At 61.0% G+C, this 20,691-nt stretch carries 17 protein-coding genes and 3 pseudogenes; all 20 read right to left on the bottom strand.

Features of this window, described 5'->3' with window-relative positions:
- Window positions 1–27: 27 nt before the first annotated feature.
- Window positions 28–1,374: a 6-phospho-beta-glucosidase gene (locus ACTG2W_RS07140; RefSeq protein WP_440016142.1), complete on the bottom strand. Its 1,347-nt coding sequence runs from the start codon at window positions 1,372–1,374 to the stop codon at window positions 28–30.
- Between the two features lie 145 nt (window positions 1,375–1,519).
- Window positions 1,520–2,347, bottom strand: coding sequence for a transcriptional regulator ChbR (chbR, locus tag ACTG2W_RS07135; protein WP_440016141.1), 828 nt, complete (start codon window positions 2,345–2,347; stop codon window positions 1,520–1,522).
- A 54-nt stretch (window positions 2,348–2,401) separates the two neighbouring features.
- Window positions 2,402–2,755 carry a PTS N,N'-diacetylchitobiose transporter subunit IIA gene (chbA, locus tag ACTG2W_RS07130; protein WP_440016140.1) on the bottom strand — a complete coding sequence of 118 codons (354 nt, stop codon included), beginning with the start codon at window positions 2,753–2,755 and terminating at the stop codon, window positions 2,402–2,404.
- Window positions 2,756–2,804: 49 nt separating this feature from the next.
- Window positions 2,805–4,187, bottom strand: coding sequence for a glycoside hydrolase family 1 protein (locus tag ACTG2W_RS07125; protein WP_440016139.1), 1,383 nt, complete (start codon window positions 4,185–4,187; stop codon window positions 2,805–2,807).
- Window positions 4,188–4,255: 68 nt separating this feature from the next.
- A complete protein-coding gene (gene chbC / locus ACTG2W_RS07120; protein WP_440016138.1) occupies window positions 4,256–5,617 on the bottom strand; it encodes a PTS N,N'-diacetylchitobiose transporter subunit IIC in 1,362 nt (453 codons plus the stop codon).
- Window positions 5,618–5,627: 10 nt separating this feature from the next.
- Window positions 5,628–5,948 carry a PTS sugar transporter subunit IIB gene (locus ACTG2W_RS07115; protein WP_005350034.1) on the bottom strand — a complete coding sequence of 107 codons (321 nt, stop codon included), beginning with the start codon at window positions 5,946–5,948 and terminating at the stop codon, window positions 5,628–5,630.
- 634 nt (window positions 5,949–6,582) lie between these two features.
- A pseudogene (locus tag ACTG2W_RS07110) lies at window positions 6,583–7,347 on the bottom strand (type II secretion system protein N); the annotation flags it as partial.
- Window positions 7,344–7,835: a GspM family type II secretion system protein ExeM gene (gene exeM / locus ACTG2W_RS07105; RefSeq protein ID WP_440016137.1), complete on the bottom strand. Its 492-nt coding sequence runs from the start codon at window positions 7,833–7,835 to the stop codon at window positions 7,344–7,346. The pseudogene ACTG2W_RS07110 and the gene exeM, both read right to left, overlap by 4 nt.
- On the bottom strand, window positions 7,832–9,016 hold the full coding sequence (exeL, locus tag ACTG2W_RS07100; protein ID WP_440016136.1) for a GspL family type II secretion system protein ExeL: 1,185 nt from the start codon (window positions 9,014–9,016) through the stop codon (window positions 7,832–7,834). The genes exeM and exeL overlap by 4 nt, the downstream gene beginning before the upstream one ends.
- A gap of 122 nt (window positions 9,017–9,138) precedes the next feature.
- Window positions 9,139–10,140: a GspK family T2SS minor pseudopilin variant ExeK gene (gene exeK / locus ACTG2W_RS07095; RefSeq protein WP_440016135.1), complete on the bottom strand. Its 1,002-nt coding sequence runs from the start codon at window positions 10,138–10,140 to the stop codon at window positions 9,139–9,141.
- Window positions 10,141–10,243: 103 nt separating this feature from the next.
- Window positions 10,244–10,891, bottom strand: a pseudogene (gene gspJ, locus ACTG2W_RS07090) (type II secretion system minor pseudopilin GspJ); the annotation flags it as partial.
- Window positions 10,888–11,247, bottom strand: a complete 360-nt coding sequence (gene exeI, locus ACTG2W_RS07085) for a GspI family T2SS minor pseudopilin variant ExeI (protein ID WP_021229089.1) — start codon at window positions 11,245–11,247, stop codon at window positions 10,888–10,890. The gene exeI and the pseudogene gspJ, both read right to left, overlap by 4 nt.
- Window positions 11,244–11,816, bottom strand: a complete 573-nt coding sequence (gene exeH, locus ACTG2W_RS07080; protein ID WP_106842464.1) for a GspH family T2SS minor pseudopilin variant ExeH — start codon at window positions 11,814–11,816, stop codon at window positions 11,244–11,246. The genes exeI and exeH overlap by 4 nt, the downstream gene beginning before the upstream one ends.
- Window positions 11,817–11,854: 38 nt before the next feature.
- Window positions 11,855–12,286 carry a GspG family T2SS major pseudopilin variant ExeG gene (gene exeG, locus ACTG2W_RS07075; RefSeq protein WP_106842465.1) on the bottom strand — a complete coding sequence of 144 codons (432 nt, stop codon included), beginning with the start codon at window positions 12,284–12,286 and terminating at the stop codon, window positions 11,855–11,857.
- A 97-nt stretch (window positions 12,287–12,383) separates the two neighbouring features.
- Window positions 12,384–13,604 carry a GspF family T2SS innner membrane protein variant ExeF gene (gene exeF, locus ACTG2W_RS07070; protein WP_005338296.1) on the bottom strand — a complete coding sequence of 407 codons (1,221 nt, stop codon included), beginning with the start codon at window positions 13,602–13,604 and terminating at the stop codon, window positions 12,384–12,386.
- 1 nt (window position 13,605) lies between these two features.
- Window positions 13,606–15,110: pseudogene (exeE, locus tag ACTG2W_RS07065) on the bottom strand (GspE family T2SS ATPase variant ExeE).
- Window positions 15,110–17,149, bottom strand: coding sequence for a GspD family T2SS secretin variant ExeD (exeD, locus tag ACTG2W_RS07060; protein WP_106842466.1), 2,040 nt, complete (start codon window positions 17,147–17,149; stop codon window positions 15,110–15,112). Before exeD ends, exeE begins: the two are co-directional and overlap by 1 nt.
- Window positions 17,150–17,170: 21 nt before the next feature.
- Complete coding sequence (gene exeC / locus ACTG2W_RS07055; protein ID WP_106842582.1) at window positions 17,171–18,004, bottom strand: GspC family type II secretion system variant ExeC; 834 nt, start codon at window positions 18,002–18,004, stop codon at window positions 17,171–17,173.
- Window positions 18,005–18,231: 227 nt separating this feature from the next.
- Window positions 18,232–18,927 carry a GspB family T2SS assembly factor variant ExeB gene (gene exeB / locus ACTG2W_RS07050; protein ID WP_106842467.1) on the bottom strand — a complete coding sequence of 232 codons (696 nt, stop codon included), beginning with the start codon at window positions 18,925–18,927 and terminating at the stop codon, window positions 18,232–18,234.
- A complete protein-coding gene (locus tag ACTG2W_RS07045; protein WP_106842468.1) occupies window positions 18,927–20,495 on the bottom strand; it encodes an ExeA family protein in 1,569 nt (522 codons plus the stop codon). Before ACTG2W_RS07045 ends, exeB begins: the two co-directional genes overlap by 1 nt.
- Window positions 20,496–20,691 lie beyond the last annotated feature (196 nt).

The raw sequence follows: 20,691 nt of genomic DNA, 5'->3' as shown, positions 1-20,691 counted from the left end.
CGCCGGTTCGGGCGGGGCGTGCTGGCCTCAGGCGAGGGCGTCGATGGCGGCGGCGAAGTTGGGCAGGTGTTCGCGGTGGGCCAGCAGCAGCTCGCGGGCGACGATGCGGGCATCGTTGTCGGAGTGGATCAGCGGGTTGAGGTTCATCGCCAGCAGCAGGTCATCGAAGTCGCCACTGATGGCAGCCTTGGCGGCGGCTATCTCGAAGCTCTTGATGAGGTGCACCAGCCCGTTCACTTTGTCGTCAAAGCGGGTGAGGCGCGGGTGGGGGATGGCACCGTCACGCCCGATAAGGCAGCTCATCTCCACCGTCCAGTCGGCCGGGATATTGGTGACATGGCCCTGATGGGGCACGATGACGTAGTGCTCGCTCTGCTTGTCGTTGTAGATGGCGCTGATCACTTCGCAGGCTGCATCGGAGTAGTAGGCGCCGCCACGCAGCTCCAGCTCTTTGGGCTTTTCGCACAGCTCGGGGTTCTGGTAGAGCTCGAACAGCTTCTTCTCGACCTGCTGTACCACCTGAGCTCGGGCACCGCCCTTGTAGAACTCACCCATCTCGATCCCCAGCATCTCTTTCTCCTTAAAGTAGTAACGCAGGTAGGAGCAGGGAAGCAGGCGCAAGCCGCGGATAAAACCGTGATCGAACGGCAGGTCGAAGATGTTCTTGACCGAGCTGGCGCGGGTCAGGCTGCCATCGGCGACCCCTTCCAGCAGCTCGTCAAAGCGGGATTCGCCGTTGACCAGCACATCGCCGATAAAGACCAGATGGTTGAGGCCGAACAAATCCATGGAGAGGTGATCATGCTCGGTCAGCTGGAGGGCATCGCGTACAAACATCTGCATGCCGACCGGAATATTGCACACCCCGATAAAACGGCGGAAGTTGGTATGACGGCGCACTGCTTCGGTCACCATGCCAGCCGGATTGGTGAAGTTAATCAGCCAGGCATCCGGGCAAAGCTCTTCGACGTCGCGGATGATGTCGAAGATGACCGGTATGGTTCGCAGCCCCTTGAACAGGCCGCCTGCGCCGTTGGTCTCCTGCCCCAGCATGCCGTGACTGAGCGGGATGCGCTCATCCTTCTCCCGCGCCTGCAGCTGGCCGACCCGCAGCTGGGTGGTGACGAAGTGGGCGCCCACCAGTGCCTCGCGGCGATCCAGGGTTTTGTGCAGGGTCATGGGGATGCCTGCCTGGCGGATCATCCGTTGGCAGAGGTCGAAGATGATGTTCAGTTTCTCTTCGCCAGCGGGAATATCTACCAGCCACAGCTCGCTGATGGGCAGCTCGGCATAGCGCTTGATGAAACCATCGACCAGCTCGGGGGTGTAGCTGCTGCCGCCGCCTATGGTCACTACCTTGATCTTCTCGCTCATAAATCCCTCTTCATCGATCTTTCTAGGTTTGATGGTGGCCGCTCTGTCTTCATGGTGAGAGGGGCCGCAGCCGCCTGTGGCAGGGGCTGGTCACAATGGATTGGTTCTCTTGAACCGGGTTGTTTAGGTCAGCAACTCGCTGGTCTCAGGCTGAACTTTCGAATTTCGGATAGAGATATTTGCGGTAACTGCCCGGGGTAAACGAGGTGAGCTTCTTGAAGTTTTTGATAAAGAGGCTGACGTCGTTGTAGCCGGTCTCGAAGGCGATATCGGCCACCGAGTTGTTGGTCACCTCCAGCTGCATCTTGGCGTAGTTGATCCGGATCTCGTTGATGATCTGCATCGGCGTCTTGTTGTAGTAACGCCGGGTGGCCCTGGTCAGATACTCCTGGCTCTTGCCACTGAGGGAGACCATGTTGGCCAGCGCATCCTCGGCAAAGAGGGGGCGATCGTGCATCCTCTCCACGGTTTCGTGGAGCCAGAGCGGAAGATCATCGCTGGCGGAGGTGTCCTTGTAGTGACGCAGCCGGTTCATCACCGCGTAGGTCACCACTTCGAGAAATTCGGTCAGCGCCTCTTCCCTAAAGCCCGGCGAGACCAGCACCGATTCGATGTAGCTGAGGAACTCGCTCTTGAGCGCATAGGCCTGTGAGGCGACGAAGTGCTCCGGCAGCAGGTATTTGAAGTGCTCGTCGAAATAGGTGCGGGTGATCCCGACGTTGAAGATGCGGGTGGTGCCGAACTCGTAGAAGCTCTGATGGCGGGAGCCGAGCGGGATAAACACCACGTCCCCCCGCTCCAACAGCACCCGCTTGCCGTTGACCTCCTGATAGTAACGACCGGTCAGTACCAGGGTGAACTCGTAGTAGTCGTGCTGGTGCAAACCGGTTCCGCTCACCTGTTTGTTGTAGATGAACATGTGGAACGGTTTGTTGTTAAACAGTTCGGTTTCCCGGATTGTTTTAACGCTCATGAGTCGCTTCCTGATCTGCGGGCCGATGACGGGGCCTCTCGCCCCGTCCGGAGGTTATTGGTTCTGCAGCTTTTCGTGCAGCTCGATCAGCTCGCAGATCAGCTCACGGGCCAGCATGGAGGTCATCAGGTGATCCTGGGCATGGACCAGCACCAGGGTGACCGGGATCTTGCCTTCCCCCTGATCGTCCTCGATCAGCTGGGTCTGCACCAGATGAGCGGCATTGAGCGCCTCGCGGGATTGGGCCATCAGCTGGTGAGCGGCGGCCAGATCCCCCTCCTTGGCCTTTTTCAGCGCGGTGTAGGCGAGACTGCGGGCCTGCCCGGAGTTGATGATGAGCCCCATTACCACCTCTTCCAGATCGTTGCTGGTGGTGGCCTCTTCAGTGATGTTGTCCAGATCGAACATGTGTCGTTCCTTACGTAAATGCGTTGATTGAAACCGTTAGTCGAAGCCGTTAATTGAAACCATGGTTGCGCGCGACCTCGGTAAACCAGTAGCCGCTCTTCTTGATGGTGCGCTGCTGGCTTTCCAGATCGAGGCGGACGAAGCCGTAACGGTTCTTGTAGGCGTTGAGCCACGACCAGTTGTCGATAAAGGTCCACAGGTGATAGCCGCGACAGGCGCTGCCCTCTTCCAGTGCGCGATGCAGCCACTCGAGGTGCTCGCGAATGAACTGGATGCGGTAGTCATCCTCCACCCGACCCTCGGGACCGATAAAGCGCTCTTCCCCTTCGACCCCCATGCCGTTTTCCGAGATGTAGCAGGGCAGGTTGCCGTAGTTGACTCGCAGGTCGGTGAGGATGTCGTAGATCCCTTTTTCGTAAATCTCCCAGCCGCGGTGGGGGTTCATCTTGCGGCCCGGCATCTCGTAGTAGTCGAACAGATCTTCCGGCGTACGCGGTACACCCTGCCACGCCACCTCTTTGGCCTTGACCCGGCGCGGCTGGTAGTAGTTGATGCCGAGGATATCCACCTTGCCGGCGGCGAGCCGCGCCTTGTCACCCTCTTCGCTCTGCGGCAGCAAGTCGTACTGCTCTAGCAGCGCGACCAGCTCGGGGTCGTAGCTCCCCTTCAGGGCAGGATCGAGGAAGCTCTTGTTGAGCAGCAGATCCGCGATGCGGGAGGCGGCGAGATCTGCCGGATCCTGCGAGCGGGGATAGGTCGGGCTCAGGTTGAGGATGATGCCGATCTCGCCATCATGCTGGCAGGCGCGATAGGCCTGCACGGCACCGGCATGGGCCAGCGCGGTGTGATAGGCGACGGTGGCCGCCCTACCAAAATCGACCACGCAGGGGTAGTGGTAGTGGCCAAGGTAGCCGCACTCGACCGGCACAATCGGCTCGTTGAAGGTGAACCAGTGCTTGATGCGACCGCCAAACAGGTCGAAGCAGCGGGTGGCGTAGCGCACATAGGCGGCCACCACTTCCCGGCTCTCCCAGCCGCCACGCTCCTGCATGCACATCGGCATGTCGAAGTGGTAGAGGTTGATAAGCGGGGTGATCCCCTCGGCCAGCAGCCGGTCAAAGACGGCGTTGTAGAAGCTGACCGCCTCCTGGTTGATTTCGCCCACCCCGTCCGGGATCAGCCGTGACCAGGAGATGGAGGTGCGAAAACTGTTGTGCCCCAACTGCTTGAGCAGTTTGATGTCGCTCTCGAAGTTGTCATAGAAGGTGGAGGCATCGGTCGGGCCGACCCCGTTGTGGAAACGCTGCGGTTCGATGGAGAACCAGTAGTCAAAGATATTGGCGGATTTGCCGCCGCGGTTGGCGGCGCCTTCCATCTGCGGGGCCGAGCTGGCGCTGCCCCACCAGAAGTTATCCGGAAAACGATACTGCATGGGTTACTTCTCCAGGCTGTTAGGGGAGGAGTTTTGCTCCTCCCTTGCTGTCATTGGAATGGCTGTTATCAGAACTTCAGAGCCAGAGCTATATCCTCTTCGCTCTCCTCTTCTTCATCGATGACGTTCTGCGCTTTGTTGGCAATCAGCACGAAGGGGATGTACATCATGGTCGCGACACCCAGGTTGAATATCGCCAGACAGAAGGCGGCCACGCTGCCGTTGGTGTTGAAGAAGGCTCCCAGGCCGGTCGGCATGGTCCATGGCGCTATGTTGGTGATGGGCGGGATGATCCCGGCGTAGTAGGCCGCCATAGTGATCCCCATCAGTACCGGGTGCACCAGGATGAAGGGCACCAGCAGGATGGGGTTCATGATGACCGGCAAGCCGAACAGAATGGGCTCGTTGATCTGGAACATGCCGGAGGGCAGACCCAGCTTGGCGACCTGACGGTAGTCATCGCGGCGGGAGACCATAAAGATGGCGATGATGAGGCCCAGCGTGGCACCGGTGCCGCCGAGGAAGACGAAGGAGTCGGTGATCGGCTTGGCCCAGAAGTGGAACTGCTTGCCTGCCTCCAACGCCGCTTCGACCGAACCGTACTGGTTGTAGAGGGCTACGTTTTCCAGGGCGAAGGGGAAAAGTACGCCTGACTCCAGCGCAGTGAGCGCCAGCATGCCGTGTACACCGAAGAACCAGAGGAAGGAGGAGAAGATCACATAGACCCAGCCCACCAGACCCCCCATATTGGCCAGCGGGGTGGAGATACTGTCCATGATCAGCTGGTGGAAGTTGGTGCCGGCATTGTTCAGCAGGTAGGAGATCACCCCCATGATGGAGAGGATGATAAAGCCCGGAATCAAAGCCGAGAAGGAGCGGGAGACAGAAGCTGGAACGCTGTCTGGCAGGGTGATGACCCAGTTGCGACGGACGATAAAGGCGAACATTTCGGCCACGGCGATACCGATCAGCATGCCGGAGATGATGTTGGCTCCGCCCAGCCAGTTGGCGCCGACCGCATAGGCTTCGCCCACGCTGAACGGCGTGACGGTCATAAAGGCTGCAACCGACAGCAAACCGGAGGCCAGGGGGTCGGTCTTGCGCTCTTCGGCCAGTGCCAGACCAATAAAGAAGGGGGCCATCAGGGACATGATCCCCAGGGTGCCGTTATAGACGTTGCCGCCGATACTCTTGAGGCCATCAAGGATGGCGATGGTGGCGGGATCGATCCGCACGCCGATAGAGTAGAAGAAGGAGCCTTCGCCAAAGCTCAGAAAGACGTTGTTGATGAGAACAAACATGGCCCCGACCAGCGTCAGGGGCATCAGCTTGATAAAACCGTTCTTGATGGCGTTGACATGAGGTTGTTTGCCCAGCTTGACGGCTATGGGCAGTATGACCTTCTCCAACGATGCGATGATGTTGCTCACAGGGGTCTCCTTACTGCGCGAGGCTCTTCTTGATGGAGGCTACCGCTGCCTTCAGTACGCCGAGGCCATCGACCTTGCCGTAGAGCAGGGTGTCGATCACCTCGACCGGCTTGCCCGGCAGTTGCTGCTGGATCTCCGGCAGCATGTAGGCGATTTGCGGGCCCAGCAGCACCAAATCGGCATCCTGTCCCTTCTCGCCAGCCAGGGTCTCCGGATAGGCATCGATCAGCACCGGCACATCATATTTTTCTGCCTGCGCCTTCATCTTTGAAACCAGCAGTGAAGTGGACATCCCGGCAGAGCAAAACAGGTAGATACGCTTCTTTTCCATAACCCTTCCCTCAACGCTTGAAAACCAAATGAACAGATCGGTCGAGATGGTTGCCTGTTGTGTTATCAAGACAAATCAATCATCTCCAGTTGACTTCATTGTATCGGCATCTGGGTTCCATCTGGTATTTCGATGTTTTTATCAATAGTTTCTGGTTGACCTGTTGTTTTGCCGTTGCTCACATTTCTGATGGGTTGGCACAAAGGAAATGAGATTGAATGGGGCGTGAAGAGGATGACTCTCTTTTTTAATCGTTATTTTTCAGCTAGTTATTTTTATGCTTTTGTGGGCGGCTGTAATGTGGCTGGAAAAGATCAATAACGGGTGACAGCTCACATTTATCAAACGATGCAATCTTATTGATATTTAATTTGGCTGTGGCGAGTTGCCACTTTTTGAGCAAGGTGTGCGCTCATTGACCATTTACGGCAAATGGATTGACGAGTGAGGCTGGTTGTTGCTGAGCAGAGCGGGTTGAAAGAGAGGGGGATCAGACACTCTTGCAGGGGATGTGGCGGTACGTCAGAGTTAAATGAGTAAGGGCTGAGGGGGTCAGTGCAGTGAGAGGAGAAGGCACAAAGGGATAAACAAGCTGACCCCGGAGTGGCTCCGGGGTCGGCGGGATAGGGGTTAGAATCCGCCCCTGATAGCGCAGGGGGAAGCGGCCCTGACTGTCGGGCTGGCCGAGGAAGGGGAGTCCTTGTTGCATCTGCGGTGGCAGTTCTGGGCCCGGTTTCAGGGTGCCCTGGAACAGGTATTGGCCATTGGGTTGCAGCTCGAGGCGACCTATGGTCTGCACCGCATCGGAGCCCTGCTTGAGTTCGGCCACCAGTTTGGAGTCGAGGCAGGTGAGTTTCAGCTCGGGGTCGGCCAGATCCAGCTTGCCCGCCGGGGTATCGGCGCTGGCGTTGTACCAGTCGAGGTTGCCGTAGAGGTTGTCACACCAGGGGTTGCCCTGGGCAAACTGCTCCACTTTGAGCTGTAGCTGGCCGGTGACGGTGATCGGGATCGGCAGGCGCATCGGCACCCGGCTCAGCAACCAGGGGGCGGGGGCGTTGAGGGTCAGATCCCGGCCGAAGGCGGCGCCATTCCAGCCGACAACGCCCTGACCATTGAGGCCGTTGCGATCGCCAAAGCGTATGGCCACTTCGGGGGCGAAGCGCAGCAGCGACCAGCCGTTGAGATCCCAGCGCAGCTGGTTCACCGATTCGCTGGCATATTGCAGTCGGGCAATCTGGCCACTCCAGAGGGTGCCGCTCACCCCTTCCAGTTTCAGCAGATTGGCGACGTTGACAGGCAGCGGCAGATGGCGAGCCACCAGCGCTGCGGGCAGGGTGGCCAGCAGGAAGAGCAGATAGGCTGCCAGAAACAGGCTGGCAATCAGGATGCGTTTTTTCATTGTGGACGACTCAACTGCAAACGTCTGACCTTGACCAGACCCGGGGCCAGATCCTCGCGGGCGATCTCGATGATTTGCACCTGAATGCCGTGCTGCTCCACCAGGGTGGAGAGCCAGAGCAGCAAGTCATCAAACTGGACCGTATCGATCCACACTTGCAGCTCCTGCGCCTGGGGTTGCAGCCGGGCAATCTTGATCTTGTGATTGAAGGCGGTGCGGTTGACCACCCCTTCCAAGGTGCTGCTGGTGTCGATCTGGCGACCCGATCCACCCTGCATGGCCAGCACCTCTTCACCCTTCTCCTTGAGCCAGGCGAGGGTCTGCTGCTGGTTCTGCACCTGCCGCTCCCGCTCGGCAATGCGATTATTGATCGGTTGCCAGACGCTCCAGTAGAAGAGGCCGACCAGCAACAGAGCGCCACCTGCGACCACCAGCCGCTGTTCCCGTGCGGTGATGCCGTGCCACCAGCTCTGCAATTTTTCCATCATGATGATTTACCCTTGAGCACCAGTGCGCCCTCTACCTTGCCCTCGGTGCTGCGCACCTCGCCTTGCTTTACCTCGAATTGCTTGCCAGCCAGCTCGCGGAACCGCTCGATCTCGGCAAAGCCGGGAGCGGTCACCTGCAGCCTCAGCTCGCGGCGACTGGCATCAAAGCGCATCACCTGCGGCTTGAGACCGGGTACTTCGGCAAAGGTGGGGGCCAGCTCGGTGAGCATCAGCAGTACGCCGTTTTGCGGGGCTTGTCCCATCTGTTGCAGATGCTGGTTCATCTGGCTGCGCACGTTCACGATGCGGCTCTCCCCCGGGAAGATGCGGGTATAGACGGCACGGATCTCCGCTTTCAGCGCCTTGTCCTGCTCGGTGAGCTGATAAAGCTGCACCCCGCGCTGGCCGAGGGCCACCAGCAGCAACAGACCCACGGTGATGGCTACCTTGCGCCACTGCAACCAGTAGCGGGCATATTCGGTCTGAGGGCGGTAGGGGCCGGTCAGCAGGTTGGCGCGGCAGGTGAGTGCCCCCTTGGCCAGCAGCAGCATGGGGAGTTCAGGCTCCGCCGCCTGCCAGTTGGCGGCGGCAATGGCGGGCACCGGTGTGTGGCTGTGGATGGTGACCGGCTCCGCTTCGGTTGCCAGCAAGATGGCCAGCAGCGGCTCGTCGGCGACGATCCCCTGACAGGGGCCCTGGCGTACCAGCCACTCGCTGCCGAGTTGCAGCGCAGACCAGCCATCAGCGGCCTGTGGCAGCGCCAGCACATCGGGCAGCAGTTGCAGGCTCTTGAGGCCAGCGGCATCGAGCCAGCCGAGCCACTCGGCCATCTTCTGCCGATCCACCGCCATCAGATCCACCTGCTGGCCCTCGTGGGCCAGCACCACCAGATGGAGCTCGTCCACGTCAGAGGCGATCTGCTCCTCCAGCAGGTAGGGGAGGGCCGCTGCCGACTGGCGGTTGTAGCGACCCGGCAGGGTGACGCGCCGGAAGATCAGATCGCTGCCCGGCACTAGCGTGACCACGGGGCGGCCACCGGCCCGCTCCTGCAGCTCGCCCAGGGCATCGGCCGAGGGCAGGGTGCCGGAGGCGATGATCTCCCGCTCCTGACCGGACCAGACCAGCCAGGCCACGGGTTGTTGTTTATTGGTCCCCAGTCGGATGACCAGACTTTCGCTCACGCATCTCTCTCCTGCGATACCGGTTTGCAAAGGGCCTTGTGCGCCCTGGCAACCGGTGCGCAGCCCGCAGGCTGCATCCAACATCTCTCGTACCCGCGGGCGATGGCCTGCAGGTGCGCTGTTTATTCGGCGCCGCTACTGAGGCGGCGCAGCATCACCAGTTTATTGTCCTTGCCCCGCTGGAACAGAGTTTCTAGCCAGGCCCGGTTGTCGCCGACCTCGGCCACGACTCGGGCTTCGAAGAAGTCGCTTTTCACCACCAGCGCATCTTTCAGCCCTTTCACCGAATCGACCGGAGCGAGCATGTCCGTCATCAGCTTGCTCTCTTTCCACCCCTTCTGTGGCCGCTCGTTCAGCACCCGCTTGGCGTCATCCAGCCCGATAGTACCCAGATAGAGGGCGACCAGCAGCTCGGGGCGCTGGGGGGCAAGGGTATTGATATTGATCTTCAACTTGTCGTTGGGCAGGGTGCAGACATAGGGGGCCAGTTTGGCATAGACCCTGGCAGTCACCCCGCGCACCGCCCTCAGCTCATCCTTGCCCAGCATCCACTGGTTGGCGGTCAGATAGGGTGGCTTGAGCCCCTCGTAATAGGCGTCCTCTGCACCAAGGCTGGAGACCAGCACAGTATCCTTGTCAGTCCAGTCACGGATGGCATCGGTGAGCTGGGCCGCCTCGTAATCATCCATCGCCAGCTGCTTGAGCAGTTCGCGAAACACCTGCACCGGGTAGGGCTGCTGCGCCAGCTCCTCGTCGCTTCCCGCCTTGGAGGCCACGCTCAGGCTGTTGAGGTTGAAGCAGGATTGCAGGTCGGTCACCTCGCCCTTGAGCTGGCCATCGTCCACCGGAAATACAGTGTTCTTGCGGGCCCAGTTCTGGCTGAGGTTGACCACCTCGGGATTGTCCTTGAAATCCTGCGTCAGCACCTTGCTCACCAGCGCTTCTGCCGAGAGGGCATACCACCACGCCTGTTTGCCGGTGGTGATGTTAGCGGTGCGGCGCAGCTCAAGCTGCAGGCGGCCGCTCATATTGCTGGCGATGATCACCATCACCGAGAGGATCAGCAGCACCACCAGCAGCGCCATGCCGCGCTGGCGACCGGGGGCGACGAGATTAGCCCGCATTGGCGCTCCCTCCGTTCTGGCTGTCACCATTACCGCCATTGGTATTGCCGTTGCCGCCGTTGTTCCCGTTGTTGTTGCCACCTTGGTCGGGGTTGCTGCTCTGGCTGTTCTCTTCGGCGCGCTGGCCACCGGCACCAATCAGGAACTGACGGCGAATGGTGCCGTAATCCTCCAGATCCAGCTCCACTGCCAGTCCGTGGGGCAGCACGCTACGCTGGGTCCACTCCTCTTTCCAGTTGCCCTTGTCGAAGAAGTAGAGGCGAAACGCCGTGACCCCCGTCAGCACCGGCTGGATGCGCGGCTCGGTGCCGATCACCGGATCCGGATAGAGGTAGCTCAGGCGCTCCAGCTTCTGATCCTTGAGACGCCAGCCGACCCGCTGCAGATGGGAGCGGGGCAGCATGCCGTCCGGGTTGAGCCAGCCGCTGCGCATAAAGGCCATGCCCCAGTCATCGCTCTGCTGGCCGAACCGGGAAGCCGCCAGCAGCACCTTGTTGTTCTCCCCCTCGATGCGACCGCTGCGCGGCACCATCTGGGTGATGTCTCGCTCCAGCAGGGTGAAGGCGAGCTGCAATTCGTTGAGGCGGGCCTCCTTGCGCTTGGCTACCTCGTCGCTGGTGAGCACCCCTTGCAGCACCTGATAGGCGCCCATGCTGAGAGTGGCGAAGATGGCGATAGCCACCAGCATTTCGAGCAGGGTAAAACCGGCGTGGCGGACGGGGCGAGGCGTGCGGGCGGAGTGCTGGGTCATCGGCTGATATAGGTCCGCATCATGGCGACCGGGTTCTCGGCCTTGGCCTCGGTACGCACTTCCATATCGAGCGCCCGGAAGTTGTTGTCGGCGGTGGCGACACCGCGATAGCGCCAGTACCAGGTGCTGCCCGCCATCTGCTCATCCCCTTCCACCCAGCTGTCGCCGGGCCACTTGTTCTCGAGCTTCTGCTGCACCAGCTGGTTTTCTACCACCCAGGTGGCGAGTGTCTTCTGCTCCAGATAGTTGAGGGCCGAGAGGTGTTCGCTGGCGGTTTTCATTACCGCCAGCCCCGCGATGGCAAAGACTGCCAGCGCCACCATCACTTCGAGTAAGGTCATCCCGCGGGCTTTCATTCGCTCACCTCTTCATCTTCATCGCCGGTGAGCAGGGTGAGGCGGCCGAACTCGTCTCCTTTGACGATGCGGGTGTAGCGGGCATCCTCATCCTGCTGGGTGAAGGTGAGCACGAACGGGCTCAGCTCGCCGCCCGGGAAGATCAGTAGCTGCGGCGTGCGCTCCTTCTCGTCGCGCTTCTGTTCGGTTTTCTCGTCGGAGTCCGGCTGCCAGCCAAAGCCTTCCAGCTCCAGTGCCAGCGTCATGTTCTCGGCCAGTTGTACCGGCCCCAGCTGCTTGTCGCCAGTCAGGGCCAGCCACTTGCGATCCTTGGCCTGACGCTGCATAAACTGCCAGCCGTTATCCTCGATGCGAATGCCTACCAGCCGACCATCCATCACCGCGTACTCCTGCGCCAGCTGCAGGGTCGCCATCAGGCGACGCGCCTGCTTGTCCAGCTCCCGATCCCCTCGGGCGCCTCCCATGCTGAGGGTGACAGCGGTGGCCACCAGCCCCATCAGCATGGCGACCAGCAGCACTTCCAGCAGAGTAAAACCGGCCTGGCGATGAAAGGAGAGAGATCGCTTCATGCAGTCAGCTCACAAGGAGTGCGGTGGCGACATATCACTTATTGGAAATCCTTCAGGTTCCAGTTGCCGATGTCGTCATCGGTACCGGCTTCGCCATCCAGACCCATGGAGAAGATGTCGATCTTGCCGAACTGGCCCGGGCTCAGCAGCTGGTAGGGGTTGCCCCAGGGATCTTGCGGCAGGCGCTTGATGTAGCCGCCATCGCGGTAGCTGCGCGGCGCCGGCTCGATGGAAGGCTTGGTCACCAGCGCGTCCAGACCCTGTTCGGTGGTCGGGTAGCGGTTGTTGTCCAGCTTGTACATGTCGAGGGCGTTTTCCAGCGCCACGATATCTGAGACCGCTTTCTGCTGGTCAGCCTTCTCCTTGTTGCCCATCAGGTTGGGCACCACCAGACTGGCCAGAATGCCGAGAATCACGATGACCACCATGACTTCCAGCAGGGTAAAACCGGATTGACGACGTTTGTTCATGAGTTGCTCCGTAACGAATGAGATGGGATGGCCCATCAGAGAGTGATCACTGGGTGGGTTCGACGGGCCGCCAGCGGCGCCACCGAGCACCGGGAAATTACATATTCACCATATTGTTGAGCTCGAGGATCGGCTGCAGGATCGACATCACGATAAACAGCACCACCCCGGCCATGGAGACCACCAGCATGGGTTCGAACACCCCGAGGGCGATATTGACCTGGGATTCAAACTCCCGATCCTGGTTGTCCGCCGCCCGCTCCAGCATGCTGTCGAGCTCGCCGCTCTGCTCGCCGGAGGCGATCATGTGCAGCATCATGGGCGGGAAAATCTTGGTCTCGGTCAGCGACTTGCGCAGACTGGTCCCCTCGCGCACCCGTTCGGCGGCTTCGAGAATGCGCATTCTGGCAAAGTCGTTGGAGAGCACTTCGCCGGAGATTTTCATCCCCTCCAGCAGCGGCACCGCACTGGCGTTGAGGATGCTTAAAGTGCGAGCGAAGCGGGCGGTGTTGAGACCGCGACTGACCCGGCCAATCACCGGCAGACCGAGCAACACCTGATGCCAGCGTCGGCGGCGCTTTTCATCGGTGAGCCACCAGCGCCAGACAAAGCTGCCAAGGAAGATCAGCAGCAGGAACCAGAGGCCGTAGGCCTGCATCAGTTCGCTGGTACCGATGAGAAAGCGGGTGGTGCCCGGCAACTGTTGACCCATGTGTTCAAACTGGGCCACCACCTTGGGCACCACGGCGGTAAGGAGGATCGAGATAACCCCGATAGCCACGCAGGTGAGCACTATGGGGTAGATCATCGCCTGCAGCAGCTTGGTGCGCATATGCTGGCGCTGCTCGGTGTAGTCGGCGAGGCGGTTGAGCACCTTCTCCAGATGACCCGACTTTTCACCGGCCGCTACCATGGAGCGAAACAGCTGGTCGAATACATGGGGAAAGGCCCCCAGCGAGTCAGCCAGCGAATAACCTTCCACCACCTTGCTGCGCACAGTGGCCACCAGAGAGCGCAAGTGGGCCTTTTCGCACTGCTCGGCCACCGCCTTGAGCGCCTCTTCGATGGTGAGACCGGCCCCCACCAGGGTCGCCAGCTGGCGAGTGATCAGAGCCAGCTCGGCAGTGCTGGCACCGCGCCGAAACAGGGCGAAGCGGGTCGCTTCCCGTTTCGCCTTCTCGGTGGTCTCGTTCACCTCGAGGGGAGTGAGCCCCTGCTCGCGCAGCAGCTGGCGTACCTGACGGGCCGAGTCGCCCTCCATCACGCCGCTCTTGCTGCGCCCCTTGTTGTCGAGGGCCTTGTATTCGAATGCCGCCATCTTAATCTTCCCGGGTCACGCGCAGCACCTCTTCGAGGCTGGTCTGCCCCTTGAGCACCTTGTCGATGCCATCACGGCGGATGCTGGGGGTGTGGCCGCGGATCAGTCGCTCGATGGCGAGCTCGCCGCTGGCACTGTGAATGGCTTCTCGCACCGCTTCGTCGATCACCACCAGCTCGTGAATGCCGGTCCGGCCACGGTAGCCGGTGTGGTTGCACAGCTCGCACCCGACCGGACGCCACACCTGCTGATCGGGGGCCAGCTCGATCCCCATGGCGAGGCGCTCCTGCTCGGTGATGGGGCGCGGAGCACGGCAATCGGGGCAGAGGGTGCGCACCAGCCGCTGGGCCAGCACCGCCAAGAGCGACGAGGAGAGCAGGAAGGGCTCGATCCCCATGTCACGCATCCGGGTGATGGCACCGATGGCGGTGTTGGTGTGCAGGGTCGACATCACCAGGTGACCGGTCAGCGACGCCTGCACCGCAATCTGGGCGGTTTCCAGATCTCGAATTTCCCCCACCATCACCACATCCGGATCCTGGCGCAGAATAGCGCGCAGGCCGCGGGCGAAGGTCATGTCCACCTTGGTATTGACCTGGGTCTGGCCCACCCCTTCGAGGTCATATTCGATAGGGTCTTCCACCGTCAGAATGTTGCGATCCCGCGAGTTGATTTCTGACAGCGCCGCATAGAGGGTGGTGGATTTACCGGAACCGGTCGGGCCGGTGACCAGAATAATGCCGTGGGGCTTGCGAATAAGCTCGCTGATGATGGTGCGGTTGGCCGCGGTCATCCCCAGCTGCTTGAGCTCGAGGCGCACGTTGTTCTTGTCGAGCAGACGCAGTACCACCCGCTCGCCGTAGCTGGACGGCATGGTGGAGACCCGCACGTCGACGGCGCGGCCGCCGATACGCAACGAGATACGGCCATCCTGCGGCACCCGCTTCTCGGCGATATCCATCCGCGACATCACCTTGATCCGCGAGACCAGGAGTGATGCCAGCTTGCGATGGGGGCGCAGGATCTCCCGCAGCACCCCGTCGATGCGAAAACGAATGACCAGTGCCCGCTCGAAGGTCTCGATATGGATATCGGAGGCCTCCTCCTTGATCGCCTCGCTCAACATGGCGTTGATGAGGCGAATGATGGGGGCGTCGTCATCGGCATCCAGCAGATCTTCGCTCTGGGGCAGCTCTTCGGCCAGGGCGAAGAAGTCCATCTCGTTGCCGAGATCTTCCATCAGCTGGCGTGCCTCGGAGGAGTCTCGCTGGTAGTGAGCCATCAGCAGCTCTTCGAAGGCCTCGTTGTCGAGCTGCTCCACCGCGAAGCTGCAACCCGCTACCCGCCGCACTTCCAGCAGGGCTTGCGGGGTGACGCCGGGGCGGCACTGCAGCCGGGGGCGCCGTCCCGCTCAATCAGGATCACCCCGAAATTGCGGGCAAAGACAAAGGGGAGCTCGGGCAGTGGCGCAGGCCCGACGCTTCCATCCAGATGGTAGGCACTCATCAGGGCTTACTCTGCACAAACGGGGTGGTGGTCTCGACAGTGTTCTGCTGTCTGCTCCGCATCTCGTTGATCTGCTTCTGGATCTCTTTTTGCAGCTCGGGCGACACCATTACATCCTGGCCATAGGCAGGCAATACCTGACGGGCGGGGGAGGTGAGATACCCCTCCTGCGAGGCGGCATTGAGCTGCTCGGCGCGGAACAGGCTGTATTTGTTGCTGGAGACACCGGTATAGACGTCCGCATCACGCAAGATGGTTGGCCGGATAAAGACCATCAGGTTGCGCTTGGAGGTGGTGTTGGAGGTAGAGCGGAACAGATAGCCCAGCACCGGGATATCGCCCAGCAAGGGCACCTTGGAGACTTGCTCCTTGGTCTGTTCGTCCATCAAACCGCCCAGCACCACGGTTTCGCCGCTTTTGACCAGCACCGCGTTCTTGACGGTACGGGTATCGAAAGTGGGGCCAAGGTTGGCAGTACCGGTCGCCTGGGTCTGGGCGACGCTGGAGACCTCCTGCTCGATATTGAGCAGCACCGAATCCCCTTCGTTGATCTGCGGGGTCACCACCAGCTTGGTGCCCACCGTCTTGCGCTCGATGGTGTTGAACACCTGATCGCTGGTGGTGGAGCTTTGCGAACCGCTCTGGACCGGGACCTCCTGACCGACGTTGAAAGAGGCCTCCTTGTTGTCCATGGTGACGATACTCGGGGTGGAGAGAATATCGTTCTTGGTATTGGAGGCCAGCGCCGTGGCCAGCATGGCCCAGTCGCCGTGATAGAAACCGGCGGCCATGCCGTTGAACTCTTTCAGCAGACCGGCAGCGGTGTCGGTCTTGCCATTCTGGTAATCCTTGCCCGCCGCAATGGCGCTGCCGAGGGGCAGACCTGAGTTGGTGAACTGGGTGCCACCGCCGTTGGCATTGCCCCACTGGACGCCAAGGCTGAGGCCGTCGCCATCCTGCATCTCAACGATGATCGCCTCCACCAGCACCTGGGCGCGGCGGATATCGAGCTTGGCCACCACCTGCTCCAGTTCGGACATCACGTCCGGCTGGGCGGTGATGACCAGCGCATTGGTGGTCTCGTCGGCTGAGATGGCCAGCTTGCCACCGCCGATGCTGGCGCCACCTGTGGTTGCGCCGCCGCCCTTCTTGTCGGCCTCGATGCTGGAGCTAACGCCCTTGAGCACCTCGACCATGTCTTTGGCCTTGCCATATTTGAGGTAGAAGACCCGGGTGTTGCCCTGGCTCTGCAGGTCGCGGTCGAGCTGGCGCACCATCTGGATGATGCGGGCGCGCGCTTTCGGCTCACCACTCACTACCACCGAGTTGGTGCGCTCGTCGGCCACCACCTTGGGGGAGAGCAGCAGGGAAGCGGTGCCGCCCTGTGGGTTGCCATCCTTGTTGAGATTGGTTACCAGCCGCACCATTTCACCCGCCGAGGCGAACTTGAGCTTGATGATGTCCACATCCTGATCGCCTGCGCGGTCGACCCGGTTCACCACCTCCACCAGACGGTTGACCACGGCGGCGCGGCCGGTGATCAGCAGCACGTTGGAGGGCTCGTAGTGCACCACGTTGCCACCACCGGCGTTGTCGTTGAGTTGGCGCAGCAGCGGCGCCAGTTCGCGGACCGAGACGTTGCGCACCGGTACGACCCGGGTCACCATCTCGTCGCCGGAGCCCGGGTTGCTGCCATCCACCACCGGAATGGCGGAGGTCTTGGCATCCCGCGAGCGCAGCACCTTGAGCACCCCGTTGTCCATCGGCACCACGGCAAAGCCGTAGACGTCGAGCACGCTCAGGAAGAACTGGTAGTACTGCTCCTCATTGAGCAGGTCGTAGCTGCGCACGTTGATCTTGCCGCGCACCGAGGGCTCTATGATGATGGTTTTATTGAGGTTCTTGCCCACCGTATTGATGAACTCTTCAATGTCGGCGTTCTTGAAACTGGCAGAGTATTCGGTGGCCCAAGCTGAGCCCGCCATCATCAGTGCCGCTGCGATAGTGGCCAGACGCCAGCTTTTCCCTTTAGTGGTCATTATTGGTACGACTCCAAATCATTATTCTGACAAGCGCACATAGATGTCGAACTGTTCGCCCTGTCGCTCGACGGTCACTGTCATTTCCGTTGCGCCAGCCATCTGCTGCATCGCCTGCATGGCTTGCATGTTGTCCCGTAAATCCAGCCCGTTGATGCTGATGGCCAGGTCATTGGCCTGCAGCCCGCTCTGGTTGAAAAACTCAGGATTGCTGCCCGGATTGAGGCGATAGCCGGTCATGCGGCCATCCACCTGAACCGGTGAAATATTGAGGTAATCGGTGATCTTGCCCGGATCGGCCATCAGCTCGCTGCGCAGGGAGCCAAGGGGGGCTGTGTTGGTCTGCGGCAGCGGCTTGCCATACTCCTCGCCATCCAGCATCAGGGTTTCGTCGCGGCCATCCCGCTCGATGATCACCCGATCCGGATAGACCTGCCGGATCCGCGCCTGGGTGCCGTCAATCATGTCACCGACCCCGTAGGAGTTCTGGATGCCGGACATGGCGATGATGGCGATGGATTTGGCGGGATCCGAGCTGGCCAACACCCCGTTGAGCTGGGCATTGAGCTGGGTACGCGGCGCATTGGCGGCCACGGCGGCTTTGGCCTGTGCCTTGGGGATCGCCTTGCCAAACAGTGCCAGTCGGCTTACCTCGCCCAGTTCAAGGCGCGGGTTGCTCTGGCCGCTGACCGCCACTGCGGAGGGTTGCCACGGTTGGCTGGTTTGCGGGTTTGCCAGGGTGAGCAGACGCCAGGTGAGGGCTGCGCTCTGCTGGGCCAGCATGATCAGCAGCGCCAGAAAGGCCACCTGGGTGACTCTGGTCATGGGAAGCCGCCGGCACTGGGCCAGCAGCATGGTCAAGATGTCATCCCTGAATCGTAGCGTCATATTAATCAACAAATTCCAGGCTCTGGGGCGGCTGCGTATTGTGTACGGCGGAGTGCTGTGACACAACGGGTCGGGGCGCGCCAAACCGTAAAAATGGATATTTCATCACACCGTAAACCTTTGAATGCTCACAAAAGTGGCACTCAGGTGAGGTGCATCCTGCTTGCCAGCGAACATCAGGGTACGGTGCGTACTCATCCTCGCCAATCCTGCAGCGCCTTGAGGGTCACGCTCTGTCCGGCGACCTGCAGCACTATGTATTGCTGGTCGATGGTGGCGAGCACGACTCCCGGGGCGATTTCGCTCCCCTCCCGGTATTCCCGGCCATTGAGCACCACGGCCCGCTTGGCGGGGTTGGAGGAGAACACATGAGAGCCATAGCTCAATTGCGGTACCTGCTGGCGCACCGACTGGGGCGCCGAGCCCAGCGCCATCAACTGGGCTGGTTGCACGTTGTTATGGCCGGTGGCGTGTGGCGTCTCCTGCAATGGGGTCTCATTGAGGGCTTTCATCAGCTGCTCGGCCAGACTCAGCGCGGGGGTATTCCCCTGACTGGGCCCTTCGTTTTTGGCCACTGCTCTGGGTTGGACCACCGGCTCCGGCAGGGGCGGGGGCAGCGGACGGGTCACCATTGCCTTGGGTTCGACCCGCACGAAGGGCGGGGTGATCACCTCTTTCACCTCCACCTTCTCCTCGATGGGGCGCAGGTGGATCAGATGCCAGCCATAGTTGGCGCCCGCCCCCAGCAACAGGGCAAGGGGAGCCAGCAGCCAGCCGATGCGGTGTGGGCTGCGCTCCTCTTCCCGGGGCATGGGCAAGCCCATGGCCGGTATATGGGCAGATAGTTGCGGTTGCTGCGCCCGGCGCAGCGCCTTGAGCAGGGTCGACATCAGGAGGCCTCCTCCAGTCTGGGCATGGGTTCACCGGAGAGGGCGTTGAGACGCAGCAGGGTGTTGCTGCCCGCGATGCCATCAGGGGTGAGCCCCTGATCCCGCTGGAACTGCTGCAGCTTGTTCTTGAGCTCGCCATCGAAACGGCGCACCTTGCGCTCGGGTTGTTGCAGCGCACGGCTGAGGGCATTGTCGAGCCACTGAATCTGGGTCTGACCGGCATTGCTGGCGATCAGGCTGACGCCCCCTTTGGGCATGCGCCAGAGCAGGGTGTAGCTGCCGCCCCAGTTGTCGCTGAGCCACTGGCGATCCACCTGCCAGCTCTGGTCACCGATCATCAGGCTGGCCTTGTTCGGCCCCAGATTGACCAGGGTCGCGTAGTAGAGGCCGCCAGTCTGGTCAGTGAGCGTGATCATGGCGGGATACTGCAGGGCGCGCAGCTCGTCGAGGCTTGCCTCTCCCTCCTGACAGCGCAGACCGGCACGGGGCGCATTGTCACAGGTTGCCTCGAACGGTTCCGGTTCATAACCCCAGACCCGATAGAGATTCTGCATGGCGCTGTCGGGGTCGATGGCCTGATTGATCGCCTCGGTCAGCTGCTCCTGCTGCTCGGCGGTCTCGTCGATGGTGACCGGCACCTCGACCTTGACTACCGGACGGGTGGGGAACACGCCGAAAAATTGCCAGCCCCACCAGCCTGCGGCCACCAGCAGGGCGCCCGCCAGCGTCACCATCAGACCGGAGGCCCAGCTTCCTTCGTCCCGCACGCCATTGACCTCGAAGGCAGCCTGGCTGATATCGCTGTGGACAATCTTGTAGCTGCCACGGGCGAAAGCGGCGATCAGGGCGCGGTCACAGATGAGGTTGATGAAACGGGGGATGCCGCCACTCAGGCGATGAAGCGTCTTGATGGCGCGCGGGGTAAAGATGGGTTGTACGCAGCCTGCAACTTGCAGCCGGAAGCGGACGTAGGCATCCACATCGCTGTGAGAGAGCGGCAGCAGGTGATAGCGGGCGGTAATGCGCTGGGCCAGCTGACGCAGCAGGGGTTGGCGCAGCATCTGTTGCAGCTCGGGCTGACCGATCAGCACCACTTGCAGCAGTTTTCGTTCGTCGGTTTCGAGGTTGGTGAGCAGACGCAGCTGCTCCAGTACGCCGGGCAGCAGGTGCTGCGCCTCATCCACCAGTACCACGCTGCGCTTGCCTGCCGCCAGGTTGGCCAGCAGGTGATCGCGAATAAGGTCGAACAGCCGCTTGATCCCGGCATCATCGGGATAGGGGAGTTGAAACTCGTCGCAGATGGCGGCCAGCAGATCCCGTTCGGTCAGGGAGGGGTTGAGGATGTAGGCGATCTCGGTCTCGGCGGGGAGCTGTTGCAGCAGGCAGCGGGAGACGGTGGTTTTGCCAGTGCCCACTTCGCCGGTCAGCAGCACAAAGCCGCCGCCATCCTGCAATCCATAGTTGAGATGAGCAAGGGCTTCGCCGTGGCGCTCGCTCATATAGAGGTACTTGGGATTGGGCGAGATGGAAAACGGGTGTTCCGAGAGGCCGAAGAACTGTGTGTACATGAGGGTATTCTTTTGTAGCCGGCGACAGATGAAAAATGTCTCCGGATGATAGCAAACCTCGCTTTCATTGGAAGCCATCATTGGCGCCGGAGGGCAAATTGCGGCCTTTTCCTGCCATCTTGTGATCCCGGTTGCGTCATCGGCACGAATCCGGATCACAAAATGACAAAAAATAGCTGTAAATAAAGGGAAATAT

The sequence above is a fragment of the Aeromonas sp. 96A genome (assembly GCF_051919165.1).
In the GTDB taxonomy this organism is placed as follows: domain Bacteria; phylum Pseudomonadota; class Gammaproteobacteria; order Enterobacterales; family Aeromonadaceae; genus Aeromonas; species Aeromonas veronii.
This window is presented reverse-complemented; position numbering and strand designations above follow the sequence as displayed.